Raw genomic sequence first — 22,937 nt, 5'->3', positions numbered from 1 at the left:
CCCGATGAGCCCGCTGGCCGAGTTCTACATCGCGCACGGCTTCTGGGTCTGGGCGGCCGTGGGGGCCGCGGTGCTGGCGGTGGAGATCGCCTTCGGGTCGGGCTGGCTGCTGTGGCCGGCGGCCTGCGCGGCGGTGGTGGCGGTGATCAGCCTGTTCACCGACAACGCGGTGGTCGAGATCGGCCTGTTCGCGGTGCTGACCATCGTGACGACCCTGGTGGCGCGGCGCTTCTGGCCGCGCGAGCGCCATCCGACCACCGACATCAACGACAATGTCGGGCGGCTGGTCGGCCACAAGGGGCGGGTCTCGGCCGCCTTCGTGCACGGCGCGGGCCGGGTGCTGATCGACGGCAAGGAGTGGGCGGCGGAGTCCGAGGACGGCGCGCCGCTGGAACTGGAGGCGATCGTCGAGGTGATCGGGCTCAGCGGCGGCTCGAGGCTTCGGGTGCGGGGCCCGCACTGACCTCCTCGAGGAAGAGGCGCAGGTTGCGCAGGAAGGGCAGGGCCTGACGGAACTCGCCTTCCGTGAACCCCTCGCGCAGCAGGTCCATCTTCCACTTCATGTCCTTGAGCACGCCGGCGTGGGTCTCCTGGCCGGCCCGGGTCAGCCGCACGCGCTTCTTGCGGCCGTCGCTGACGTCGCCCAGCACGCTGACCAGGCCCAGCGCGCTCATCCGCTGCAGGATGTTGGTGAGCGCGGCCTTGGACAGCATCATCTCGCGGGCCAGCTCGGCCGGCGTCTGGCCGTCGCCGACCCGATGGAAGTGCTGCAGCAGTTCGAAGTGGGCGTAGGTCATGCCGGGCGGCAGGTGGTGGGCCACCGACTGCCGGATCAGGTGCTCGATGACGCCGATCTCGCTGAACACCGCGACGTCGGGGCGGTCCTGAAGGGTCGGGGCCATGATTCGGCCTCCCGTTATTTGATGTCGAACACTGTTATGGTTCGATATCTAACGGTCAAGCCTTGCGCGCTTGCTCCAGGCCCTTGCGGGCGAGCGCGTCGGCGCGCTCGTTCAGTTCGTGGCCGGCGTGGCCCTTGACCCACTTCCACGAGACCTCGTGGCGCAGGCGGGCGGCGTCGAGCCGCCGCCACAGGTCGTCGTTCTTGACCGGCTTGTTGTCGGCCGTCTTCCAGCCGCGCTTCTTCCAGCCGTGGATCCACTCCGAGATGCCCTTCATCACATAGGTGCTGTCGGTGTGGAGCTCGACCTTGCAGGGCTTCTTCAGGGCTTCCAGCGCCTGGATGGCGGCCATCAGCTCCATGCGGTTGTTGGTGCTGCCCGGCTCGCCGCCGCAGATCTCCTTGACGTGCTCGCCGGAGAGCATCACCGCGCCCCAGCCGCCCGGGCCCGGATTCCCCGAGCAGGCGCCGTCGGTGTAGATCACGACCTGGGGCGTCACGAGGCCTCGCCCAGCAGGACGAGATCGGGGGCCGCGCGGTGGACGGCCAGCTTGCGCTCGTACTCCAGCGGGTCCTTGGGCCGCACCAGGGCGCCGGCCGGCGTCGCCCCCCAGTCGTGCAGCCGGGTCAGGAAGAACCGCATGGCCGCGCCGTGGGCCAGCACCGGCAGGGCGGCGCGCTCGGCCGGGGTCAGCGGGCGGTGGGCCTCGTAGCCGGCCAGCATGGCGCGGGCGCTGGTGATGTTGAAGCTGCCGTCGGGCTCGAAGCACCAGGCGTTCAGGGCCACGGCGATGTCGTAGGCCAGGGCGTCGTTGCAGGCGAAATAGAAGTCGATGGTCCCGGCGAACTTGCCGCCCTGGTGGAAGAAGACGTTGTCGGGGAAGTAGTCGGCGTGGATCACGCCGCTGGGCAGGTCCTGGGGCCAGGCCGCGGCGATGCGCTGCAGGTCGCCCTCGATCACGGCGGCCAGGCCGGGCTTGAGGGCCTCGGCGTCGGCCTTCAGCCCCGCGAACATCGGCGCCCAGGCGTCCTGGCCCAGGTCGTTGGGCCGGGTCATGGAAAAGCCCTGCGCGGCCAGGTGCAGCCGGGCCAGGCCCTCGCCGGCCTCGCGGCAGTGGGCGGCGCTCGGGCGGCGCACGGAGAGGCCGGGCAGGAAGGAGAAGATCGCGCAGGGCTTGCCGCGCACGCGCTTGAGCGCCTCGCCGGACCGGTCGATCATCGGCGTGGCCGAGGGATAGCCGTGCTGGGCCAGCCAGCGGGTGAGGCCCAGGAAGAAAGGCAGCTCGTCCTCGCGCACTCGCTTCTCGTAGACGGTCAGGATGAACTGGCCGGCCTCGGTCTCGAGCAGGAAGTTGGAGTTCTCGACGCCCTCGGCGATGCCCTTGAACGCCAGCGGCGCCCCGAGGTCGAAGTCGGAGAGGAGGGCGCTTAGCTCCTCGTCGGAGATATCGGTGTAGACGGCCATGGTGGCGCCGGGATGCGGGAGCGCGGGCGGCCGGTCAAGTCGACTTGAGGTATTACATGCGTTATAACGGCCGCTGCGCTTATGCAGAGGCCGCCATGATCACCCTGAAACTCACGCAGATCGGAAACTCCGTCGGAGTGGTGCTCCCCAGGGAAGCGCTCCTCAAGCTGGGCGTGGAAAAGGGCGACACGGTCTATCTGACCGAGGCCGCCAGCGGCGAGATGCGGCTTTCCGCCTATAGCCCGGAGGTGGCCGAGGAGGTCGCGCTCGGCGAGCAGTTCATGGATCAGTACCGGGATACGTTCCGGGCGCTGGCCAAGTGAACGAGCCGCGTTGGGTCTCCAAGGACGCGCTTCTGATCCTGCACGATCGCAGCATCGCCCTGCACGGCGGGGTATCGGGCGTGCGCGACGAAGGGCTGCTGGAATCGGCCTTGCAGCGGCCGGCCAACCGTTTCCACTACGAGGAAATCAACGACCTGCATGTGCTGGGCGCGACCTATGTCGTGGGCGTGGCGGCCAATCATCCCTTCGCTGACGGGAACAAGCGCGCGGCTTTCCTGGCGGGCGGCCTGTTCCTGCTGCTGAACGGCCTGCAACTGGTCGCCGAACACGCGGATGCGGCGCTCACCGTGCTGGGCGTGGCGGCCGGGAACCGGGACGTCGACCAGTTGGCCGACTGGATGCGGGCGCGGACCGTCAGGCGCTGATCAGCGCCCGCGGCAGCTTGAAGCTGACCGTCTCGCGCACGGTGTCGACTTCCTCGACGGTGACGTCGAAGGCTTCGCCCAGCTTGTCGATCAGGCCCTGCACCAGCACCTCGGGGGCCGAGGCGCCGGCGGTGACCCCGACGGTCGAGACGCCGTCCAGCCAGGCGAGGTCCAGGCCGCGGGCGTCGTCGATCAGGTAGGCGCCCTTGGCCCCCGAGCGCTTGCCGACCTCGACCAGGCGCACGGAGTTGGACGAGTTGGCCGAGCCGAGCACCAGCAGCACCTGCGCGCGCGCCGCCACCGCCTTGACGGCGTCCTGGCGGTTGGTGGTGGCGTAGCAGATGTCTTCCTTGTGCGGGGCGGCGATGTCGGGGAAGCGCTCGCGCAGGGCGGCGACGATCTCGGCGGTGTCGTCCACCGACAGGGTGGTCTGGGTGGCGAAGGCGACGTTGGCCGGGTCCTTGGGCGTGAAGGCGCGGGCGTCCTCGACGGTCTCGATCAGCCGGACCACGCCCTCGGGAAGCTGGCCCATGGTGCCGACCACCTCGGGATGGCCGGCGTGGCCGATCAGCACGATCTCCTTGCCGGCGTCGTAGTGGCGCTGGGCCTCGACGTGCACCTTGGAGACCAAGGGGCAGGTGGCGTCGAGATAGAGCATCTGGCGGCCCTTGGCCTCGGCCGGCACCGACTTGGGCACGCCATGGGCGGAGAACACCACCGGGCGGTCGGTCGGGCACTCCGACAGCTCCTCGACGAACACCGCGCCCAGGTCCTTCAGGCGCTCGACCACGTGGCGATTGTGGACGATCTCGTGCCGCACATAGACCGGCGCCCCGTATTTCTCGATGGCGCGCTCGACGATCTGGATGGCGCGGTCGACGCCGGCGCAGAACCCGCGCGGCGTGGCCAGCAGGACCGTCAGCGGCGGGCGAGGGCGGGGCTCTTGCAACATGGGGCGCAAGTTAGGCGTTCGGGGCGGCGTCCGCCAGCCGCGTTGCGGCCTCAATCGATAGCCATTACTAGGGGTGACGCATGCGCAGCGCCCGGAGGGGCGGCTGCGCCCCTCTGGCTTTGGACGACCCCCGATGCGCCGCTCCCTGATGCTGCTTGCCGCCGGCCTGATCTTTGCCGGGTCCACGGTTCCCGAGCTGGCGCTCGCCCAACGCCGTGGGAACGACGAGCAGCGCCAGCAGGAAGAGGCCTCCAAGAAGCGCAAGCGCGATTCGGAATGGAGCGACGTCCAGGCCCCGCTGCCGCAACTGCGCAACGCCGGCCCGTGCCCCTATGTGAAGGTGCTGTACGACGCGGCCCGCTACGTCGAGTTCAAGGACAACCGCGAGGCCTCGGCCGCCGTCGGCTATTCGGGCGAGATCCAGGGGATTTCGGCCGGCTGCCAGTACAAGGACGCCGAGCCGATCAAGGTCACCATGGAAATCCTGTTCGAGCTGGGCAAGGGCCCGCAGGCCGAGGGTTCCTCGAAGACCTACCGCTACTGGGTGGCGGTGACCCAGCGCGGCGAGTCGGTGCTGGCCAAGGAATACTTCAACCTGCCGATCAACTTCGCGGCCGGGCAGGATCGGGTCTATGCGACCGAGACGATCAACCAGATCACCATTCCGCGCGCCACCATGACCACCAGCGGCGCCAATTTCGAAGTGCTGGTCGGTTTCGACGTCACGCCGCAGATGGCGGCCTTCAACCGCGAGGGTAAGCGCTTCCGGCTCAACGCCGGGTCGACCGTCGCCGGGAACACCAACGAAAACAAATGAGTGACCTGAAAAGGGGCCTGAGCGAAGCGGTCGCCGCCGCCTTCGCCGCGGCGGGACTGCCGGCCGAGCTTGGCCGGGTGACGCCGTCTGACCGGCCCGACCTGGCGGACTTCCAATGCAACGGCGCGCTGCCGGCCGCCAAGGTCGCCAAGCGCGACCCGCGCGAGATCGCCGCCGAGGTGGTGGCGAACCTGGCCGGCGACCCGCGCCTGGCCTCGGTCGAGGCCGCGGGCCTGGGCTTCATCAACATGCGCGTCAGCGACCAGGCCTTGTCGGCCCGCGCCGCCGAGATCGCCGCCGACCCGCGCCTGGGGGCGCTGAACGTCGAGACCGCCCGCAAGGTGATGATCGACTACGGCGGCCCCAACGTCGCCAAGCCGATGCACGTGGGCCACCTGCGCTCCTCGATCATCGGGGAGTCGCTCAAGCGCATCTACCGGTTCCGCGGCGACACCGTGCTGGGCGACGCCCACTTCGGCGACTGGGGCTACCAGATGGGCCTGCTGATCGGCGCGGTCACCGACGAGGACGCGGCGATCGCCAGCCTGGTGGAGCAGCTCAACGCCAGCTCCGAGGTGAGCCCGCAGGACGAGGCGGCGGCTTTCGCCCTGTTCGACCAGAAGGTCAGCCTGGCCGACCTCGACCGGCTCTATCCGATGGCCGCGGCCCGCGGGAAGACCGAGCCCGACTATCGCGACCGCGCGCGCAAGCTGACCGCCGAGCTGCAGGCCCGCAAGCGCGGCTACTTCCTGCTGTGGCGGCACTTCGCCAAGGTGACCAAGGTCGCCCTGGAGCGCGACTTCCACGCCCTGGGCGTCGACTTCGACCTCTGGAAGGGCGAGAGCGACGTCGACGAGCTGATCAAGCCGATGGTCGAGGACCTGGAGGCCAAGGGCCTGCTGGTCGAGGATCAGGGCGCGCGCATCGTCCACGTCGCCGGCCCGAACGAGACCAAGAAGAAGAAGCTGCCCGACGGTTCGGTGGTGGTGGTCCCGAGCCCCGACCCGCTGCTGGTGGTCTCGTCGGAAGGCTCGGCCATGTACGGCACCACCGACCTGGCGACGATCCTCGACCGCAAGCAGAGCTTTGGCCCCGACCATGTGCTGTACGCCGTGGACCAGCGCCAGGCCGACCATTTCGAGATCGTGTTCCGCGCCGCCTACCTGGCCGGCTACGCCGAGAGGGGCAGCCTGGAGCATGTCGGCTTCGGCACCATGAACGGGACCGACGGCAAGCCGTTCAAGACCCGCGAGGGCGGCGTCCTGAAGCTGAACGACATGATCGTCATGACCCGCGACAAGGCGCGCGAGCGGCTGCACGAGGCGGGGCTGGGCGCCGAGCTCGATCCCGACACCTTCGAGGACACCGCGCACAAGGTGGCGGTCGCGGCGCTGAAGTTCGCTGACCTGCAGAACTTCCGCGGCACGTCCTACGTCTTCGACCTCGACCGCTTCTCCAGCTTCGAGGGCAAGACCGGCCCCTACCTGCTCTATCAGGCGGTGCGGGTGAAATCGCTGTTGCGCAAGGCCCAGGCCGAGGGCGCCCAGGCCGGGCCGATCGTGGTGAGCGAACCGGCCGAACGCGACCTGGTGCTGCTGCTGGACGCCTTCGACCAGGCGCTGGTCGACGCCTACGACAAGAAGGCCCCGAACTTCATCGCCGAGCACGCCTACAAGCTGGCCCAGGCGTTCTCGAAGTTCTACGCGGCCTGCCCGATCCTCAGCGCCGAACCGGCGGTGAAAGGCTCGCGCCTGGCCCTAGCCCAGACCACCCTGCGCCAGCTCGAACAGGCGCTGGACCTGCTCGGCATCGAGGCGCCCGAGCGCATGTGACGACAAGCTCTCGCGCCTGGGGCGGCGCGGGACGCTTTGCGCGTTGACTCCCCTTCGGCGATCGAAGAGTTATGCGCCGACTCTCGCGGGAGAGATCGGGCCTTTCGGGGTCCGGAGCCGAAGGCGCAACCGCCCCGGAAACGCTCAGGCAAAAGGACCGCGCGAGCTGATGCACGCTGGAAAGTAGCGCCGGGAAACCTGCGCTCGCCGAAGGAGCAAGGGATCGCCAGGCGCGGCCCCGAAATCTCTCAGGCTCAGGGACAGCGGGGGCGCGAACGTGGCGAGGGCCAGGCCCGCGTGCGCGCTCGCGAGGTCATCAGCCGGAGTCCGACGTGTCCGAAGAGAACTTGAAGACCACGCCCCTCAACGCCGCGCACATCGCCGCGGGCGCCCGCATGGCGCCGTTCGCCGGCTATTCCATGCCGGTGCAGTACAAGGACGGGGTGCTGAAGGAGCATCTCTGGACCCGCGAGAACGCCGGCCTGTTCGACGTCTCGCACATGGGCCAGGCGCGGCTGCGCGGCGTCTCGCCGCTGTCGGCCTTCGAGGAGGTCACGCCCGGCGACTTCATCGGCCTCAAGCCCGGCAAGCAGCGCTATTCGGTGCTGCTGAACAAGAAGGGCGGCATCATCGACGACCTGATGGCCGCGCGTCCGGACGACGACGGCCTGTTCGTGGTGGTCAATGGCGCCTGCAAGGACAACGACTTCAAGGTCATCGACGACGAACTGGCCGGCCAGGTGCGCATCGAGCGCTTGGAGGACCGCGCGCTGCTGGCCCTGCAGGGCCCCAAGGCGGCCGAGGTCCTGGCCCAGCACGCGCCGGAGGCGGCGGGCATGGTGTTCATGGACGCCCGGACGATGAGCGCCTTCGGGACCGACGCGATCATCTCGCGCTCGGGCTATACCGGCGAGGACGGCTACGAGATCTCGATCCCGGCCTCGGAAGCCGAGCGGGTCTGGAACACCCTGCTGGCCGACGCGCGCGTGCGGCCGATCGGCCTGGGCGCGCGCGACAGCCTGCGCCTGGAGGCCGGCCTGCCGCTCTACGGCCACGACGTCGACGAGAGCGTCAGCCCGGTCGAGGCGGACCTGGCCTTCTCGGTCTCCAAGAAGCGCCGCGACGCCCGCGACTTCCCGGGCGCGGCCCGCATCGCCAAGGAACTGGCCGAGGGCGTGAGCCGCAAGCGCGTCGGCTTCGTCGTGCTGGAAGGCGCGCCGGCCCGCGAGGGCGCGCAGATCACCGACGACGCCGGCAATGTGATCGGCGTGGTCACGTCCGGCGGCTTTTCGCCCAGCCTGGGCAAGCCGATCGCCATGGGCTTCGTGCCGCCGGCCCACGCCGCGGCCGGTTCGAAGCTGAAGGTCATCGTGCGGGGCAAGGCCCAGACCGCCGAGGTCACGGCCATGCCCTTCGTTCCCCATCGTTACGTCCGCAAGCTCTGAGAGAGGACCACCCGGATGCGTTTCACCAAGGATCATGAGTGGGTCGTCCTCGAGGGCGACGTCGCGACCATCGGCATCACCGCCTATGCCGCCGAGCAACTGGGCGACGTGGTGTTCGTCGAGGTCCCGGAAGCGGGCAAGACCGTGAAGGCCGGCGACAACCTGGCGGTGGTCGAGAGCGTCAAGGCCGCCTCGGACGTCTACGCCCCGATCTCGGGCGAGGTGATCGAGGGCAACGCCGCCCTGTCGGACGCGCCCGAGACGGTCAACGACCAGCCCGAAGGCCTGGGCTGGTTCGCCAAGGTGAAGGTCGCCGACCCGGCGGAGGTCGAGGCGCTGATGGACCGCGACGCCTACGAAGCCTTCCTCGGGACCCTGTAATCACACCGCCCGTCCCCGCCTGCGCGGGGATGAGCGGGAAAGAAGAAGCTGATGAGATACCTGCCCCTTACCCCCGCCGATCGCGCCGACATGCTGGCGACCATCGGCGCCGGCTCGATCGACGACCTGTTCGCCGACGTGCCGCAGGCCGCGCGCAAGGCCGAGCTGTTCGACCTGCCGCTGCATGCGGGCGAGATGGAGGTGGAGCGCGAGCTCTCCGGCCTGGCGGCGATGAACCGCCCGGCCGGGGCGGGGCCGTTCTTCTGCGGGGCAGGGGCCTATAAGCACCACGTTCCGGCGACGGTGGACCACATCATCCAGCGCTCGGAATTCCTGACCAGCTACACGCCCTATCAGCCGGAAATCGCGCAGGGCACGCTGCAGGTGCTGTTCGAGTTCCAGACCCAGGTCGCGGCCCTGACCGGGCTGGAGGTGGCCAACGCCTCGATGTACGACGGCTCCACGGCCTGCGCCGAGGCGGTGATGATGGCCCAGCGCGTCACCCGCCGGAAGAAGGCGGTGCTGTCGGGCGGCCTGCATCCGCACTATGCGGCGACCACCCAGACCATCGCCCATGCCGAGGGCATGGACATCGTGCGCCAGGCCGCGGCGATCGACGCCGAGGCCGCGGTGCTGGACGCCATCGACGGCGACACCGCCGCCGTGGTCGTGCAGACGCCGAACGTCTTCGGCGTCGTGACCGACGTGACGAAGATCGCGCAGGCGGCCCATGCGGCCGGCGCGCTGCTGATCGTGGTGACCACCGAGGCGGTCTCCTATGGCCTGCTGAAGTCGCCGGGCGAGATGGGCGCCGACATCGCCGTGGCCGAGGGCCAGTCGATCGGCAACGGCCTGAACTTCGGCGGCCCCTATGTCGGCCTGTTCGCCTGCCGCGAGAAGCTGGTGCGCCAGATGCCCGGCCGCCTCTGCGGCGAGACCGTGGACGCCGAGGGCCGCCGCGGCTTCGTGCTGACGCTCTCGACCCGCGAGCAGCACATCCGCCGCGAGAAGGCGACCTCGAACATCTGCACCAATTCGGGCCTCTGCGCCCTGGCCTTCACCATCCACCTGTCGCTGCTGGGCGAGCGCGGCCTGCGCGAGCTGGCGGCGCTGAACCACGCGCGGGCGCGCGAGCTGCGTGACGCCCTGGCCGCCGTGCCGGGCGTGCAGGTGCTGACCCCGCGGTTCTTCAACGAGTTCGCCATCCGCCTGAAGGGCGATGCGGCCGCGGCCGTCGAGGCCCTGCTGGCCGACGGCGTCGTGGCCGGCGTGCCGTTCTCGCGGCTCGACCCCGGCGCCGGCATGGACGACGTCCTGCTGGTCGCGGCGACCGAGACCACCACCACCCAGGACATCCAGACCTTCGCCCAGGCGCTCGCCGGGAGGACCGCGTAATGACCATGCTGAACGTTGGCCGCCCCACCCGTCCCGAAGGCGCCGCCGAGACCGCGGGGCATGGCTCGCTGACCGGCGGCCGCGGCCTGCTGCAGGACGAGGCTCTGATCTTCGAGATGGGCGGCTGGGACAAGACCGGCGTCGACCTGGCGCCGGCGTCGCAGGACGCCTCGGACCTGGGCGACCTGGTCCGCGCCGCGCCGATCGGCCTGCCGGGCCTCTCCGAGCCGGAAGCCATGCGCCACTACGTGCGGCTGAGCCAGAAGAACCACGCCATCGACCTGGCGCTCTATCCGCTCGGCTCGTGCACGATGAAGCACAACCCGCGCCTGAACGAGAAGATGGCGCGCCTGGCCGGCTTCGCCGACCTGCACCCGCTGGCCCCGCAGTCGACTGTCCAGGGCGCGCTGGCGCTGATGGACCGCCTGGCCCACTGGCTGAAGACCCTGACCGGCATGCCGGCCGTCGCCCTGTCGCCGAAGGCCGGCGCCCACGGCGAGCTCTGCGGCCTGCTGGCCATCAAGGCCGCGCACGAGGCCAAGGGGCAGGGGCGTCGCCGCACGGTGCTGGTGCCGACCTCGGCCCACGGCACCAACCCGGCCACCGCCGCCTTCGTGGGCTATTCGGTGGTCGAGATCGCCCAGACCGAGGACGGCCGCGTCGACATCGCCGACCTGGCCGCCAAGCTGTCGCCCGAGGTCGCCGCGATCATGGTGACCAACCCGAACACCTGCGGGCTGTTCGAGCGCGACGTGATCGAGATCGGCCGCCTGACCCACGAGGCCGGGGCCTATTTCTACTGCGACGGCGCCAACTTCAACGCCATCGTCGGCCGGGTGCGCCCGGGCGACCTGGGCGTCGACGCCATGCACATCAACCTGCACAAGACCTTCTCGACGCCGCACGGCGGCGGCGGGCCGGGCGCGGGGCCGGTGGTGCTCTCCGAAGCCCTGGCGGCCTTCGCGCCGGCCCCCTGGGTGGTGTCGGGCGAGGGCGGCTTCAAGCTGGTCGAGGAGACGGTCGGCGAGGCCGCGGCCGGCTTTGGCCGCATGAGCGCCTTCCACGGCCAGATGGGCATGTTCGTCCGCGCCTACGCCTACATGGTCAGCCACGGGACCGACGGCCTGCGCCAGGTCGCCGAGGATGCGGTGCTGAACGCCAACTACATCAAGGCGCGGCTGTCGCCGGTGATGAGCCCGGCCTTCTCCGAAGGTCCGTGCATGCACGAGGCGCTGTTCGACGACGCCTGGCTGGAGGGGACGGGGGTGACCACGCTCGACTTCGCCAAGGCGATGATCGACGAGGGCTTCCACCCGATGACCATGTACTTCCCGCTGGTCGTGCACGGGGCGATGCTGATCGAGCCGACCGAGACCGAGCCCAAGCAGGAGCTGGACCGATTCTGCGAGGCGCTGATCGCCCTGGCCCACGCGGCCAAGGCGGGCGACGTCGAGCGTTTCAAGGGCGCCCCCTACCTGGCGCCGCTGCGGCGGCTGGACGAGACGCTGGCGGCCCGCAAGCCGCGTCTTACGTGGCGTCCCGATGACAAGGGTGTGTCCCCGGCGCCGCTCGCGGCGCAATAGCCGCCGGGTGGACGAAATTTAACCGCAGGATCGCCTTTACGAGTCCTAGATAGGTTCTCATATCGGCAGGACGCCCGACCGCTGGTCCTCCCCCAGTTCGGCGCGCGGGCTCAATCCAGGTTCTGAACGTGTCACTCGCCATGCCCAGCGTGCGCGGCCATCGCGCCCCCGACGACGTCACCCGCGATCTCGCGGGGCGGCTCGTGCGCTTTGGGCTGGTCGTCGTCGGCGGCCTGATCGTGCTGGCCGGCATTCTCATCGCGCCGCTGCCGGGACCGGGCGGGATCCCGGTGATCGTCGTCGGCCTGATGGTGATCCTGCGCAACTCGTTCAAGGCGAGGCGGCAGTTCGTGCGCCTGCATCACGCCCACCCGCGGGTGATCTCGCCGATCCGGCGGCTGCTGCGGCGCGACCCGCAGATTTTGCAGATGTCCTGGCATCAGGCTTTGAAGATCGAGCGTCTTCTGGCGCCTAAGGGCCTTCGCTTCATGGTTCGCAGCCGGCGCCTTTTCAGACGCCGGCGCTAAACCGTAGGTCCTACTGGAGCTTGGAGCCCAGTTGGCTGATCGCACGGTCGACCAGCGGATCCGTCTTCACGCCCGAGAGGCGCTTGGTCAGCACCACCTCGGCGGCCTGGGCCGCCAGGTCGGCGGCGGCGGCCTTCACCTCGGCCGCGGCTTGCGCCTCGGCGTTGGCGATCTTGCGCTCGGCGAGCTGCTGGCGGCGAGCCAGGCTCTCCTCCAGCTTCGCCTTGGCTTCGGCCTCGTAGCGGCGGGCCTCGTCGTGGGCGGCGGCCAGCATCTCCTTGGCCTGAACCTCGGCTTCGGCGCGTTCGGCCTTGAGCTGGGCCAGCAGGCGCTGGGCCTCCTCGCGGATGCGGGCCGCTTCGTCCAGGTCGGCCTGGATCTTGGCGGTGGTCGCGTCCAGCGCGGTGTTGATGGCCTTCGGGGCCTTGGCCACGAAGATCACGATGCCGAGGAAGATGAGCAGGCCGACGCCCACCCATGTTTCGGCTTCAGCGAGCAACTCAGGCATCACGCGGCTCCTTGAGCGGTCAGCGCCGCGTCGATTTCAGCCGCGGTCACCTTCTGACCGGTCAGCTTCTCGACCATGGCCTGGGCCGTCTCGCCGGCGATGCCGCGGACGTTGGACATGGCCTGATCGCGCAGACCGCGGATGCGGGTTTCCGCCTCGTCCATCTGGGCTTGCAGACGCTCGTCCTCGGCCTTCTGGCTGGCGGCCAGCTCGGCCGCGGCCTTGGCCTTGGCTTCGACGGCCAGGCCGCGAGCGCGGCTGCGGGCTTCGTCGATCTCGGCCTGAGCGGCCTTGGCTTGCGCCTCGGCTTCGGCCTGGACGCTGCGCGCCTGGTTCACGGCGTCGGCGATGGTCGCCGCGCGGTTGTCCTTGATCTTGCGCAGCCGCGGCACGAAGACCTTGGCCAGCAGGATGTAGAGGACAGCGAAGATGAGGAAGAGCCAGACGATCTGACCGCCCCAGTATTCCATGCGGAACTGAGGCAGACCGCCGCTCTCGCCGCCGCCATGAGCGGCGACTTCCGTCGTGCCGGCCGGAGCGTGGGCTCCGTGATCGGCGCCGGCGGTCTCGGCGTGGTTTGGGGTCTCGGCGGCCATAAGGCTTAGGCGTCCTTATAAACGCAGGTCAGGGCGCGACGATGACGACGCGCCCCTCGGGACCTGCGAGACTGGCTTTAGGAGAAGAGGATGAGCAGGCCGAGCACGAAGGCCAGAATGCCCAGAGCTTCGGTCAGAGCCGCGCCGAGGATCAGGTTGGTGAACTGGCCGCCGGCGGCCGACGGGTTGCGCGTGGCGCCCGCCAGGAAGTGGCCGAAGATGGTGCCGACGCCGACGCCGGCGCCGATCATGCCGAGGGTCGCCAGGCCAGCGCCGATGTACTTAGCAGCTTCCGCGTCCATAGTTTTCAGTCCCGTTTGAAAGTTGAAGAGTTGAAGAGTGATCGGCCGATCAGTGGTGATGGCCGAGATTGACCACGTCGTTGAGATAGACGCAGGCCAGAACCGCGAAGACGAAGGCCTGCAGGAAGGCCACCAGGAACTCCAGCGCCGTCAGGGCCACGACGCCGCCCAGCGAGAGGGCCGCGGCGGCGAAGCCGAGCGAGGCGAGCCCGCCGGTCATGCCCAGGGCGCTCAGCGAGACCACGAAGCCGGCGAACACCTTCAGGGCCACGTGGCCGCCCAGCATGTTGCCGAACAGACGCAGGGCCAGGGTGACCGGGCGCAGGAGGAAGGAGAGGATCTCGATCGGGGTGACCAGGATCAGCATGTACCAGGGCACGCCCGACGGCACGAACAGCTTGTACATGTTCAGGCCGTTACGCATCACGCCGTAGACGATCACGATCAGGATGGTCATGACCGCGAGCGAGGCGGTGACCGCCAGTTGCGAGGTCGCGGTGAAGACCAGGAACAGGCCCAGCATGTTCATCGCCAGGATGAACATGAACAGGGTGAAGATGTAGGGGAAGAACTTGCGGCCCTCGTGGCCGATGATCCCGACGACCAGGTCGTCGATATAGCTGAACACCCCCTCGCCGATGACCTGCAGGCGGCCCGGCACGACGGCGGCCTTGGCGGTGGTCACCGCGAAGAACACCACCACGAACGCCGCGGCCAGAAGCATGGCCACGGTGGAGTTGGTGATCGACATGTCGATCGCGCCGATGCCCGGAAGGGTGATGGCGGGCAGATCCAGCACCTTCTGGATCTCAAACTGATGCATCGGGTCGGCCATGCCGCCTCGAACTCCTTCAATCGTCCTCGTCGTCGGGGGGGAGATCCTGAGGCGGACCCCACTCCCTCGCCGCTTCGGCGGACATGCGCTGGGCCGAGCGAACGGCCATCCAAATCGAAACGCCGAAGCCCACGAGGACTCCGGTGATCATCCCCCAAGGCGCCGTTTTCAGAACAACGTCCGCCCCAGCTCCAAAGCCCAGCCCCACAAAGACGCCGCCTATCAGCACGCCCATGAGGCGATAGCCGTAGCCGGCGGCCTTGGAGCCGTAGTCGCGCGGCGTCTGGGTTGTGCGCTGTTCCAGCGCCGCAGCCCTTTCGTCGAGGCGCCTGATCGCCTCGTCGCGCGAATTGTCCGGATGCGGCATGCGTCGGGCGGCCTTATGGAACCACGACGTCGCCCGCCGCGGCCGGGGCTTCAAGTCGCGCGGAACCTATAGACGCGGGTGCAGTGCGTCAAGGCTGGGGTTGTGTGATTTAGCGCTTTGTATTTATTGAAAAAATCGGCGTCGCGACAACTCGTCCACCGGGCGTGGGGCCGGTCCGCGCGGAACGGACCCGGACCAGGACCAGGATTCCCTTGCGGAACCTCGCCTTACTGCGCCGCCATGGCCTCGGCCTGGCGCAGATCGACCGAGACCAGTTGCGAGACGCCGCGCTCGGCCATGGTCACCCCGAACAGCCGGTCCATGCGGGCCATGGTCACCGGATTGTGGGTGATGGTGATGAAACGGGTCTCGGTGCGCCGGCGCATCTCGTCGAGCAGGTTGCAGTAGCGGTCGACATTGGCGTCGTCGAGCGGGGCGTCGACCTCGTCCAGCACGCAGATCGGGGCCGGCTGGGCCAGGAACACCCCGAAGATCAGGGCGCAGGCGGTCAGGGCCTGCTCGCCGCCGCTCATCAGGCTCATGGTCGAGAGCCGTTTGCCGGGCGGGCAGGCGTAGATCTCCAGGCCCGCCTCCAGCGGGTCGTCGGATTCGACCAGCCGCAGCTCGGCCTGGCCGCCCTGGAACAGGGCCTGGAACAGCGCCTTGAAGTGCTCGTTGATGACCTCGAAGGCGGCCAGCAGGCGCTCGCGCCCTTCGCCGTTGAGCTCGTCGATCCCCTGGCGCAGGCGGGCGATGGCGCCGGTCAGGTCGCTGCGCTCGCTCATCATGGTGTCGAGGCGGGCGGCGTGCTCGTTCGCCTCCTCCTCGGCGCGCAGGTTCACCGCCCCGATCGAATCGCGCTGGCGCTCCAGATTGTAGAGGTGGGCCTCCATGCCGCCGGCGTCGGTGGGGATGGCGACGGCCTCGTCGGCCAGCTTGCGGCCGAGCTGCTCGGGCTCGATGCGGGCGGTCTCGCGGATCTGGCCGGTGATCTCGGTCAGGCGTTCGAGCGCCGCTTCCAGCCTGGCGGCGAGGGAGGCGCGCAGCTCGCGGGCCTCGCCGGCGGCGCTTTCGGCGGCGCGCAGGGCGCGGTCGGCCTCGGTGCGGGCGGCTTCGGCCTGGGCCAGGGCGTCGGCGGACTGGGCGCGGCGGGCCTCGGCGGCGGCCAGTTCGTCCAGCAGCCTGCCCAGCCGCTCCTGGTGCGAGGCCGGGGCCTCCAGCGCCTTGTCGAGATTGGCCTGCACCTTGGCGCGGCCCTCGGCCAGGTCGTCCAGCCGCCGCGCGGCGGTCTTGCCGCGCCGGGTCCAGTCGTCGAGATCGCGCTTCAGGGTCTCCAGCCGCCGGGCGCGGCCGTCGCGCTCGCGCACTTCCAGCTCCAGGGCCGAGCGGGCGGCGGCGGCGGCCTCGCGCGCCGGGCCGGCGGCGGCGCGCGCCTTCCCCAGGCGTTCGGCGAGGTCGCCGGGCTCGCCGCTGCTGGAGGTCTCGGCGATCGCCACCGCCAGGATCTGCTCGGCGTCGGCCAGCTCGGCCTCGAAGCGGCCGATCATGTCGTCCAGCGACTGGGCCTGGGCTTCGCGGCGGGTTGCCTCGCGATCCAGCTTCTCCAGGTTCCCGCGGGCGACGGCGACCTTCTGTTCGGCGGCGGGCGGTTCGCGGCGCGCGGCCTTCAGCGCGTCCTCGGCGGCGCGCACGCGGGCCGAGGCCGACTGCAACGCCGCCTTGGCGTCGGCGGCCTTGGGCGCGAGGGTCTCGATCTCGCTCTCGACCTCGGCCAGCCGGGTCTTCTGCTCCATGCGGATGGCGGCCGGCTTGGGGGCGTCGGCGCGGGCGACGAAGCCGTCCCAGCGCCAGAGGTCGCCTTCCTTCGAGACCAGCCGCGCGCCGGGCGGCAGGCCCTTTTGCAGGCGCTCGCCGTCCTCGCGGGCGACGACGGCGATGTGGGCCAGCCGGGCGGCCAGCGCCTCGGGCGCCTTGACCTTGGGGCCCAGCGGCTCGGCCCCGGGCGGCCAGGCGGCGGGGGCGCTCTCGCCGCCGCCCCAGAAGGCCGGGGCCTTGGGATCGAGCGCCGCGTCGAGGTCGTCGCCCAGGGCGGCGGCGACGGCGCGCTCGTAGCCGCGGGCGGGGGCGACTGAATCCAGGGCCGGGGCGAAACCGCCTCGGCGCTGCTGGGCGACGATCTGGGCCAGGGCGCGGGCCTCGGCGGTCAGCCGGCCGAGTTGCTCGTCCTGCCTGCGCGAGACTTCGCGCGCCTCGGCCTCGGCGGCGGCGGCCTTGCCGCGTTCGTCCTCGGCCGCTTCGAGTGCGGCGCGGAGCGTGGCCAGCGCGGCTTGCGCGCGCTCGAGTTCGGCGCGGGCCTCTTCGATCTGCGGGGTGACGGCGGGGCCGAGCTGGGCGCGCTCGCCCTTGGCCTGGTCGAGGGCGCGGCGGGTCCGCGAGACCCGGTTCTGCGCCTCGTCGACCCGCGCCGCGCCGGCCCGGCGGCGGGCCTCGTCGGCGGCGGCCTGGGCGGCCAGTTCCTCGACCGCCTTGTCGGCGGCGATGCGGGCGTCCTCGGCCGCGCGGGCGGCGGCCTCAAGTTCGGGCGCGCGCTCGGGCGCGGCGGCGATGGCGGCCTCCAGCGCCTCCAGGTCCTCGACCATGCGCTTCAGGGCGGCCTCGGCGTCGTGGGCGATCTGGGTCTCGCGGGCGCGGTCGGCCTCGATCCGGGTCAGGTCGCTGGTCAGGCGCTCGACTTCGGCGGCCAGGGCCTCGCCCTCGCGCTCCAGCCGGTCCTTGTCGATGGCCAGGCGGTTGAGGATCGCCGCTGCGATGGTCTCGGCTTCGCGCAGCGGCTTGATCGCCTCCTCGGCCTGGGCGGCGCGGGTGGTCGCGGCGGCGGCCTCGCGGGTATTGGCCTCGACCGCGGCGGCGGCGGCGGCGGCCTCCTCGCGCAGGCGGGCGGCGGCGTCGCGAGCCTCGGACCAGCGGGCGAACAGCACCGCGCCCTGCAGGGCGCGGATCTCGGCCGAGAGCTTCTTGTAGCGTTCGGCCTGGCGCGCCTCGCGCTTCAGGCGGCCCAGCGCCGTCTCCAGCTCCCGGGCGACGTCGTCCAGGCGGGCGAGGTTGGTCTCCGCCGCGCGCAGGCGCAGCTCGGCCTCGTGGCGGCGCGAATGCAGGCCCGAGACGCCGGCCGCCTCCTCCAGGATCAGGCGGCGGTTCTGCGGCTTGGCGGCGATGAGCTCGGAGATCTGCCCCTGGCGCACCAGGGCCGGGGAATTGGAGCCGGTCGAGGCGTCGGCGAACAGCAACTGGACGTCGCGGGCGCGGACCTCGCGGCCGTTGATCTTGTAGGTCGAGCCGGCGCCCTTATCGATCCGCCGCACGACCTCCAGCACCGGGGCGTCGTTGAAGGCCGGCGGGGCGCGGCGGTCGGAATTGTCGATGGTCAGGACGACTTCGGCGTGATTGCGCGAGGCGCGATTGCCGGAGCCGGCGAAGATCACGTCGTCCATGCCGCCGGCGCGCATCGCCTTGGCCGAGTTGGCGCCCATCACCCAGCGCAGCGCTTCCAGCAGGTTCGACTTGCCACAGCCGTTCGGCCCGACGACGCCCGTGACTCCGGGCTCGATCCGAAACTCGGTCGGATCGACGAAGGACTTGAAGCCGGAGAGTCGGAGCCTCTGGAAATGCACGGGCCGGGGGCGCCTCCTACCGCTTGGAGGCCGCGGCCACGGCCGCGTCGAGTTCGGCGGCGGTCATCTCGCCTTCCTTCACCTTCTCGCCGTTGAAGACGAAGGTGGGGGTGCCGGAGATGTCGCCGTCCTGGGCGTTCCTGGCCACGCGGGCGTTGAGCGCGTCGAGCCCGGCCTTGTCCGAGAGGCAGGCCTCGAACTGGGCCTCGCTCAGCCCGCCGGCCTTGGCGGCGGCGAGCAGGACCGCGCGCGCGTCGCCGGTCCTGACCATCTCGTCATGGCCGCGGAACACGGCGTCGACCACGGTGAAGTACCTGTCCTTGCCGGCGCAGCGGGCGGTCATGTAGCCGGCCGCGGCCACCTGGGCCGGCGGGGTCAGGATCTCGCGCAGGGTGTAGTGGACCTTGCCGGTGTCGATGTACTTCTTCTTGAAGGCCGGGAAGACCTCGTTGTTGAAGACGGCGCAGTGGGTGCAGCTCAGCGAGGCGTACTCCACCATCTTCACCTTGGCCCTCGGATCGCCCAGCGACATGTCGCCGGTGAGCGGCGGCGCGGCCGGGGCCGAACCGGCGCTCAGCGCAAGCGCCCCGAGGGCGGCTACGGCGATGCGGCGGTTCGGCTGGCGCATGGCCTATTTCGAAGCCTCGGCGACGGCGGCGTCGAGCTCGGCCAGGCTCATCTCGCCTTCCTTGACCTTCTTGCCGTTGATGACGAAGGACGGGGTGGCGCTGATCTTGTCGACCTTGACGGCCTTTTCGACGCGGTCGTTCAGGGCCTTCAGCGCCGCCTCGTCGGTGATGCAGGCGTTGAACTTCTCTTCGGTCATGCCGGCCGACTGGGCGGTGCGCAGCAGGACCCCGCGCATGTCGCCGGTGGTGAACATCTCCTGCTGGGCGTGGAAGATGGCGTCGGTGACCTGGAAGTACTTGTCCTTGCCGGCGCAGCGCGCGGTCAGGAAGCCGGCGGCGGCCACCTCGTTCGGCGGGGTCAGGAATTCCTTGAAGGTGTAATGCACCTTGCCGGTGTCGATGTACTTCTTCTTGAACTCGGGGAAGACCTCGTTGTTGAACGTCCCGCAGTGGCTGCAGGTCAGCGAGGCGTACTCCACCATCTTCACCTTGGCGTTAGGGTCGCCCAGGGTCATGTCGGCGGTGTCGACGGACCCGCCGCCGCCCTTGGAGCAGCCGGCCAGGGCGAGCGCGCCCAGGGCCGCGACGACGAGAAGGCGACGGTTGAAGTTCGGCATTTGCACCTCTGCGGAATTCCGAATGAAAGATTAAAGCGCGATTCCCGGCCGGAGGAACGTGGCGGCCGGGGCAAAGTCAACCGGGGTCAGCCGGCGTTCCGCCGCATCACGCCGCGACCCAACCTCAGCAATGCGGCTTTCAGGGGGCCGTCGGGGGCGTTCTCCAGGCTCTTGGCGAGCGCGGCTTCCTGGGCGGCGTCGAGCGGGACGGTCCGCTTGCGCACGGGTTTGAGGTCGGCGCCGGTCGCCCGCAGCGGACCCTGGACGATGCGCAGCTTGTTCACCGCGCCCTCGCCGAGGAACAGGTTCACCCGCGCGACGATCTCGTGGGCCTGGTGCTGGATGAGCGCGGCCGAGGCGCCGGCGACGCGGATCTCCAGCGCGCCCGGACCGCCGCCGCGCGGCTTGGTCAGCTTCACCGGCTCGGTGCGCCTGGCCATTTCGACGCCGACGATCTCGCGCCAGCGCGCCTGCAGCGCGCCGGGGCCCTGGCCGTACTTGGCGTCGAGCTCCTTGAGCAGCCTGGTCAGGCCCCGCCCGGCCACCGGCGGCGCCCGGCGCTGCGGCCGCGTGCGCTTGCGCGCCAGGATCTCGGCGGCTTCGGCGGGCGTGGGCAGGGGGCGGGCCATCGCCGCCATCCTACAACAAGGCTCCCGCCCGAGGCGAGGATCGGGTAGCCAGGAGGCGTGACACCCGAGACCCTCCGCGCCCGCCTGCTCGACTGGTACGACGCCAACGCCCGCGACCTGCCCTGGCGGGTGGGGCCGGCCGACCATGGCCTGGGCGTGCGCGCCGACCCCTACCGCGTCTGGCTCTCGGAGGTGATGCTGCAGCAGACCACGGTGCCGCACGCCGCGCCCTACTTCCTGAAGTTCACCCGTCGCTGGCCCAGCGTCCGCGACCTGGCGGCCGAGGAGGACGGCGAGGTGATGGCGGCCTGGGCGGGGCTCGGCTACTACGCCCGCGCCCGCAACCTGCTGGCCTGCGCGCGGGCGGTGGCGCGCGATCACGGCGGCGTCTTTCCAGACAGCGAGGAGGGGCTGCGCGCGCTGCCGGGGCTTGGCCCCTACACGGCCGCGGCGGTGGGCGCGATCGCCTTCGACCTGCCGACCAACGTCGTCGACGGCAATGTCGAGCGGGTGATGGCGCGGCTGTTCGCGGTCGAGACGCCGCTGCCCGACGGCAAGGCCGAACTCAAGGCGCTGGCCGGCTCGCTGGTCCGCGACCACCGGCCAGGCGACTGGGCCCAGGCGCTGATGGACCTGGGGGCGACGGTCTGCCGCCCCAAGGCGCCGCTGTGCGACCGCTGCCCGCTGACCGAGGTCTGCGCCGGCCTGGCCGGCGGCGAGCCGGAGACCTATCCGCGCAAGCTGGCCAAGGCGGCGCGGCCGCACCGCAACGGCGTGGCCTATATCCTGACCCGCGGGAACGAGGTGGCGCTGGTGCGCCGCCCGCCCAAGGGCCTGCTGGGCGGGATGCTGGCCCTGCCGACCAGCGACTGGCGGGCGGTCGGCTGGACCGACGAGGAGGCCGCCGCCGTCGCCCCGGCCCCCGCCGACTGGCGGGCGGTGGGGGAGGTGGAGCACGTCTTCACCCACTTCAGCCTGACCCTGCGCCTGCTGCGGGCCGAGGGCGACGCCGAGGGGCTGATCTGGACGCCGCGCGCGGGGCTGGACGCCCTGCCCAGCGTGTTCCTGAAGGCCGCGCGGGCGGGGTTGAGCAATTTGCTCTAGGGGCGGGCCAGCGTCGCCAGGATGAACGCCGACTTCCCGGCCGTGTAGGCTGGGCGATCCGTGGGATGCTCCGCGACCAGCCGGGTCTTCAACTGTTCGTAAGCGGCGCGCAGTTCGGGATCGGCGCGGAGCAGATCGCGGAACCGCAGGGTCGCGGTCCACTCCGGGCCCTCGTAGACGACGAAGTGGGCTAGATGGGTGCGCGCTGCGCCCTTGCCGAAGATGCGATGGCCCTCGACGCCGCCGTTCCCAGAGTCGTCATAGCCCAGCGCGATCATGGCCGGCGCATGGCGGTCGGCGACGGAGAGGTCAGTGACGCCGATCAGCAGGTCGATGATCGGTTTGGCCGGGAGGCCCGACACCGACGTGCTGCCGTAGTGCTCGATCGCCAGAACGTCCGGGCCGACCGCCGCGCGAATGCGGACGGCCTCCTCTTCGAAGGCCTGTCCCCACAGTGGGTGCGACGCCGCCAGGCGATTGGCGGTCCGCTCGAGCCCGAGGCCGTAAGTCACAGTTTTCAGGCCGCCGGCATCGCCTGGCGGATCTTGGCGCGCAGGACGTCGATGGGGGCCAGGCCCTTGTCGGACTTGAAGTGCCAGTAGGTCCAGCCGTTGCAGGCGGGGGCCGACTGGACCATGGCGCCGACCTTGTGGATCGAGCCGGAGAGGTCGCCGACCACCAGGCTGCCGTCGGCGCGGACGCGGGCCATGCGCTCGCCCTTGGGGCAGTAGAGGGCGTCGCCGGGGCTGAGCAGGCCGGCCTCCAGCACCTGGCCGAACGGCACGCGCGGCTCGGACTTCTTGGAGCCGGTGACCTCCAGGTCGCCGGGGGCGATGGGGACGATCTTCGAGATCCGGTCCTTGGCCAGGGCGACGTACTTCTCGTCCTGCTCCAGGCCGATATAGCGGCGGCCCAGGCGCTTGGCGGCCGCGCCGGTAGTGCCGGTGCCGAAGAACGGGTCGAGGATGATGTCGCCCGGCTTGGTCGAGGCCAGGATCACCCGATGCAGCAGGGCTTCGGGCTTCTGGGTCGGGTGGGCCTTGGCGCCGTTCTCGTCCTTCAGGCGCTCCTCGCCGGTGCACAGCGGGAAGGTCCAGTCCGAGCGCATCTGGACGTCGTCGTTGGCCATCTTCATGGCGTCGTAGTTGAAGGTGTAGCGGCGCGAGCCGCGGCCCTTGGCCGCCCAGATCAGGGTCTCGTGGGCGTTGGTGAACCGGGTGCCCTTGAAGTTCGGCATCGGGTTGGACTTGCGCCAGACGATGTCGTTCAGCAGCCAGAAGCCCAGGTCCTGCAAGGTCGCGCCGACCCGGAAGATGTTGTGGTAGCTGCCGATCACCCAGAGGGCGCCGTCGTCCTTGAGCACCCGGCGGCACTCGGTCAGCCAGGCGCGGGTGAACTTGTCGTAGGCGGCGAAGCTCTCGAACTGGTCCCAGTGGTCGTCGACCGCGTCGACCTTGGAATTGTCGGGACGCAGCAGGTCGCCGCCGAGCTGGAGGTTGTAGGGCGGGTCGGCGAAGACCAGGTCGACCGACTTCTCGGGCAGCTTCTTCAGCTCCTCGATGCAGTCGCCTTGAATGATCGTGTCGGCCAGAACGCCCATAAGCTCACCTCGATGTCCGGAGTCAGAATCCTGAGTCATCGTGGTGAAGGGGGTTTTACCGAACGTGGTTAA

General features: G+C 70.3%; 26 protein-coding genes and 1 riboswitch. Of the genes, 11 read left to right on the top strand and 15 right to left on the bottom strand.

Features of this window, described 5'->3' with window-relative positions; all coding sequences use genetic code 11:
• The first annotated feature begins 4 nt into the window (after positions 1-4).
• The gene (locus tag RTL41_RS00260; RefSeq protein WP_312160150.1) at positions 5-463 is read left to right on the top strand and encodes an NfeD family protein; all 459 of its coding nucleotides are present in this window, start codon (positions 5-7) and stop codon (positions 461-463) included.
• Here the strand turns inward: RTL41_RS00260 and RTL41_RS00255 are convergent.
• The 3 genes from RTL41_RS00255 to thrB are packed head-to-tail and all read right to left on the bottom strand — an operon-like array spanning position 423 to position 2,366.
• Positions 423-902 (bottom strand): MarR family transcriptional regulator, encoded by a 480-nt coding sequence (locus RTL41_RS00255; RefSeq protein ID WP_312160148.1) that lies wholly within the window; start codon positions 900-902, stop codon positions 423-425. The two genes, RTL41_RS00260 and RTL41_RS00255, sit on opposite strands and share 41 nt — an antisense overlap.
• Positions 903-957: 55 nt before the next feature.
• Positions 958-1,401: a ribonuclease HI gene (rnhA, locus tag RTL41_RS00250; protein ID WP_312160146.1), complete on the bottom strand. Its 444-nt coding sequence runs from the start codon at positions 1,399-1,401 to the stop codon at positions 958-960.
• Positions 1,398-2,366, bottom strand: a complete 969-nt coding sequence (gene thrB, locus RTL41_RS00245) for a homoserine kinase (protein ID WP_312160145.1) — start codon at positions 2,364-2,366, stop codon at positions 1,398-1,400. Before thrB ends, rnhA begins: the two co-directional genes overlap by 4 nt.
• 95 nt (positions 2,367-2,461) lie before the next feature.
• Between thrB and RTL41_RS00240 the strand changes: the two genes are divergently transcribed.
• Both RTL41_RS00240 and RTL41_RS00235 read left to right on the top strand, forming a co-directional pair.
• Positions 2,462-2,689, top strand: coding sequence for an AbrB/MazE/SpoVT family DNA-binding domain-containing protein (locus RTL41_RS00240; protein ID WP_312160143.1), 228 nt, complete (start codon positions 2,462-2,464; stop codon positions 2,687-2,689).
• On the top strand, positions 2,686-3,075 hold the full coding sequence (locus RTL41_RS00235) for a type II toxin-antitoxin system death-on-curing family toxin (RefSeq protein ID WP_312160141.1): 390 nt from the start codon (positions 2,686-2,688) through the stop codon (positions 3,073-3,075). The genes RTL41_RS00240 and RTL41_RS00235 overlap by 4 nt, the downstream gene beginning before the upstream one ends.
• Here RTL41_RS00235 and ispH read toward each other — a convergent pair.
• Positions 3,065-4,027, bottom strand: coding sequence for a 4-hydroxy-3-methylbut-2-enyl diphosphate reductase (ispH, locus tag RTL41_RS00230; RefSeq protein WP_312160139.1), 963 nt, complete (start codon positions 4,025-4,027; stop codon positions 3,065-3,067). The two genes, RTL41_RS00235 and ispH, sit on opposite strands and share 11 nt — an antisense overlap.
• Before the next feature lie 133 nt (positions 4,028-4,160).
• Here ispH and RTL41_RS00225 point away from each other — a divergent pair, with 133 nt between their 5' ends.
• From RTL41_RS00225 to RTL41_RS00195, 7 genes are all read left to right on the top strand, one after another.
• On the top strand, positions 4,161-4,844 hold the full coding sequence (locus tag RTL41_RS00225; RefSeq protein WP_312160137.1) for a Tat pathway signal sequence domain protein: 684 nt from the start codon (positions 4,161-4,163) through the stop codon (positions 4,842-4,844).
• On the top strand, positions 4,841-6,676 hold the full coding sequence (gene argS / locus RTL41_RS00220) for an arginine--tRNA ligase (RefSeq protein WP_312160135.1): 1,836 nt from the start codon (positions 4,841-4,843) through the stop codon (positions 6,674-6,676). Before RTL41_RS00225 ends, argS begins: the two co-directional genes overlap by 4 nt.
• A 76-nt stretch (positions 6,677-6,752) precedes the next feature.
• Positions 6,753-6,846, top strand: a riboswitch (glycine riboswitch).
• A 162-nt stretch (positions 6,847-7,008) separates the two neighbouring features.
• Positions 7,009-8,121, top strand: a complete 1,113-nt coding sequence (gene gcvT / locus RTL41_RS00215) for a glycine cleavage system aminomethyltransferase GcvT (RefSeq protein WP_312160133.1) — start codon at positions 7,009-7,011, stop codon at positions 8,119-8,121.
• A 15-nt stretch (positions 8,122-8,136) separates the two neighbouring features.
• Positions 8,137-8,502, top strand: coding sequence for a glycine cleavage system protein GcvH (gcvH, locus tag RTL41_RS00210; RefSeq protein ID WP_312160131.1), 366 nt, complete (start codon positions 8,137-8,139; stop codon positions 8,500-8,502).
• Positions 8,503-8,553: 51 nt separating this feature from the next.
• Positions 8,554-9,897, top strand: a complete 1,344-nt coding sequence (gene gcvPA, locus RTL41_RS00205) for an aminomethyl-transferring glycine dehydrogenase subunit GcvPA (RefSeq protein WP_312160130.1) — start codon at positions 8,554-8,556, stop codon at positions 9,895-9,897.
• Positions 9,897-11,480 (top strand): aminomethyl-transferring glycine dehydrogenase subunit GcvPB, encoded by a 1,584-nt coding sequence (gene gcvPB, locus RTL41_RS00200; protein ID WP_312160127.1) that lies wholly within the window; start codon positions 9,897-9,899, stop codon positions 11,478-11,480. The genes gcvPA and gcvPB overlap by 1 nt, the downstream gene beginning before the upstream one ends.
• Before the next feature lie 140 nt (positions 11,481-11,620).
• Positions 11,621-12,007 (top strand): PGPGW domain-containing protein, encoded by a 387-nt coding sequence (locus tag RTL41_RS00195; protein ID WP_312160126.1) that lies wholly within the window; start codon positions 11,621-11,623, stop codon positions 12,005-12,007.
• Between the two features lie 10 nt (positions 12,008-12,017).
• Here the strand turns inward: RTL41_RS00195 and RTL41_RS00190 are convergent, their stop codons facing one another.
• From RTL41_RS00190 to RTL41_RS00150, 9 genes are all read right to left on the bottom strand, one after another.
• Entirely contained in the window at positions 12,018-12,515 is a 498-nt protein-coding gene (locus tag RTL41_RS00190) for a F0F1 ATP synthase subunit B (RefSeq protein ID WP_312160125.1), read from the bottom strand.
• Positions 12,515-13,111 carry a hypothetical protein gene (locus RTL41_RS00185; RefSeq protein WP_312160123.1) on the bottom strand — a complete coding sequence of 199 codons (597 nt, stop codon included), beginning with the start codon at positions 13,109-13,111 and terminating at the stop codon, positions 12,515-12,517. The genes RTL41_RS00190 and RTL41_RS00185 overlap by 1 nt, the downstream gene beginning before the upstream one ends.
• Before the next feature lie 77 nt (positions 13,112-13,188).
• Entirely contained in the window at positions 13,189-13,413 is a 225-nt protein-coding gene (locus tag RTL41_RS00180) for a F0F1 ATP synthase subunit C (protein WP_056016592.1), read from the bottom strand.
• Between the two features lie 49 nt (positions 13,414-13,462).
• Entirely contained in the window at positions 13,463-14,248 is a 786-nt protein-coding gene (locus tag RTL41_RS00175) for a F0F1 ATP synthase subunit A (RefSeq protein ID WP_312160117.1), read from the bottom strand.
• A gap of 16 nt (positions 14,249-14,264) precedes the next feature.
• The gene (locus tag RTL41_RS00170) at positions 14,265-14,615 is read right to left on the bottom strand and encodes an AtpZ/AtpI family protein (RefSeq protein ID WP_312160115.1); all 351 of its coding nucleotides are present in this window, start codon (positions 14,613-14,615) and stop codon (positions 14,265-14,267) included.
• Between the two features lie 227 nt (positions 14,616-14,842).
• Positions 14,843-18,286 carry an AAA family ATPase gene (locus RTL41_RS00165; protein ID WP_312160114.1) on the bottom strand — a complete coding sequence of 1,148 codons (3,444 nt, stop codon included), beginning with the start codon at positions 18,284-18,286 and terminating at the stop codon, positions 14,843-14,845.
• A 16-nt stretch (positions 18,287-18,302) separates the two neighbouring features.
• Positions 18,303-18,914 carry a thioredoxin domain-containing protein gene (locus tag RTL41_RS00160; protein WP_312160113.1) on the bottom strand — a complete coding sequence of 204 codons (612 nt, stop codon included), beginning with the start codon at positions 18,912-18,914 and terminating at the stop codon, positions 18,303-18,305.
• Positions 18,915-18,917: 3 nt separating this feature from the next.
• Positions 18,918-19,532 (bottom strand): DsbA family protein, encoded by a 615-nt coding sequence (locus RTL41_RS00155; RefSeq protein WP_312160111.1) that lies wholly within the window; start codon positions 19,530-19,532, stop codon positions 18,918-18,920.
• An 86-nt stretch (positions 19,533-19,618) separates the two neighbouring features.
• Positions 19,619-20,161 carry a DciA family protein gene (locus RTL41_RS00150; protein ID WP_312160109.1) on the bottom strand — a complete coding sequence of 181 codons (543 nt, stop codon included), beginning with the start codon at positions 20,159-20,161 and terminating at the stop codon, positions 19,619-19,621.
• 57 nt (positions 20,162-20,218) lie between these two features.
• Between RTL41_RS00150 and mutY the strand changes: the two genes are divergently transcribed.
• A complete protein-coding gene (gene mutY, locus RTL41_RS00145; RefSeq protein ID WP_312160107.1) occupies positions 20,219-21,265 on the top strand; it encodes an A/G-specific adenine glycosylase in 1,047 nt (348 codons plus the stop codon).
• Here mutY and RTL41_RS00140 read toward each other — a convergent pair.
• Together RTL41_RS00140 and RTL41_RS00135 are read right to left on the bottom strand one after the other, a co-directional pair.
• Complete coding sequence (locus tag RTL41_RS00140; RefSeq protein ID WP_312160106.1) at positions 21,262-21,777, bottom strand: GrpB family protein; 516 nt, start codon at positions 21,775-21,777, stop codon at positions 21,262-21,264. The genes mutY and RTL41_RS00140 overlap by 4 nt on opposite strands.
• A 5-nt stretch (positions 21,778-21,782) precedes the next feature.
• Positions 21,783-22,865 (bottom strand): site-specific DNA-methyltransferase, encoded by a 1,083-nt coding sequence (locus RTL41_RS00135; protein WP_312160105.1) that lies wholly within the window; start codon positions 22,863-22,865, stop codon positions 21,783-21,785.
• Between the last annotated feature and the right edge of the window lie 72 nt (positions 22,866-22,937).

This window comes from Phenylobacterium sp. (assembly GCF_031984885.1).
GTDB lineage: Bacteria > Pseudomonadota > Alphaproteobacteria > Caulobacterales > Caulobacteraceae > Phenylobacterium.
This window is presented reverse-complemented; position numbering and strand designations above follow the sequence as displayed.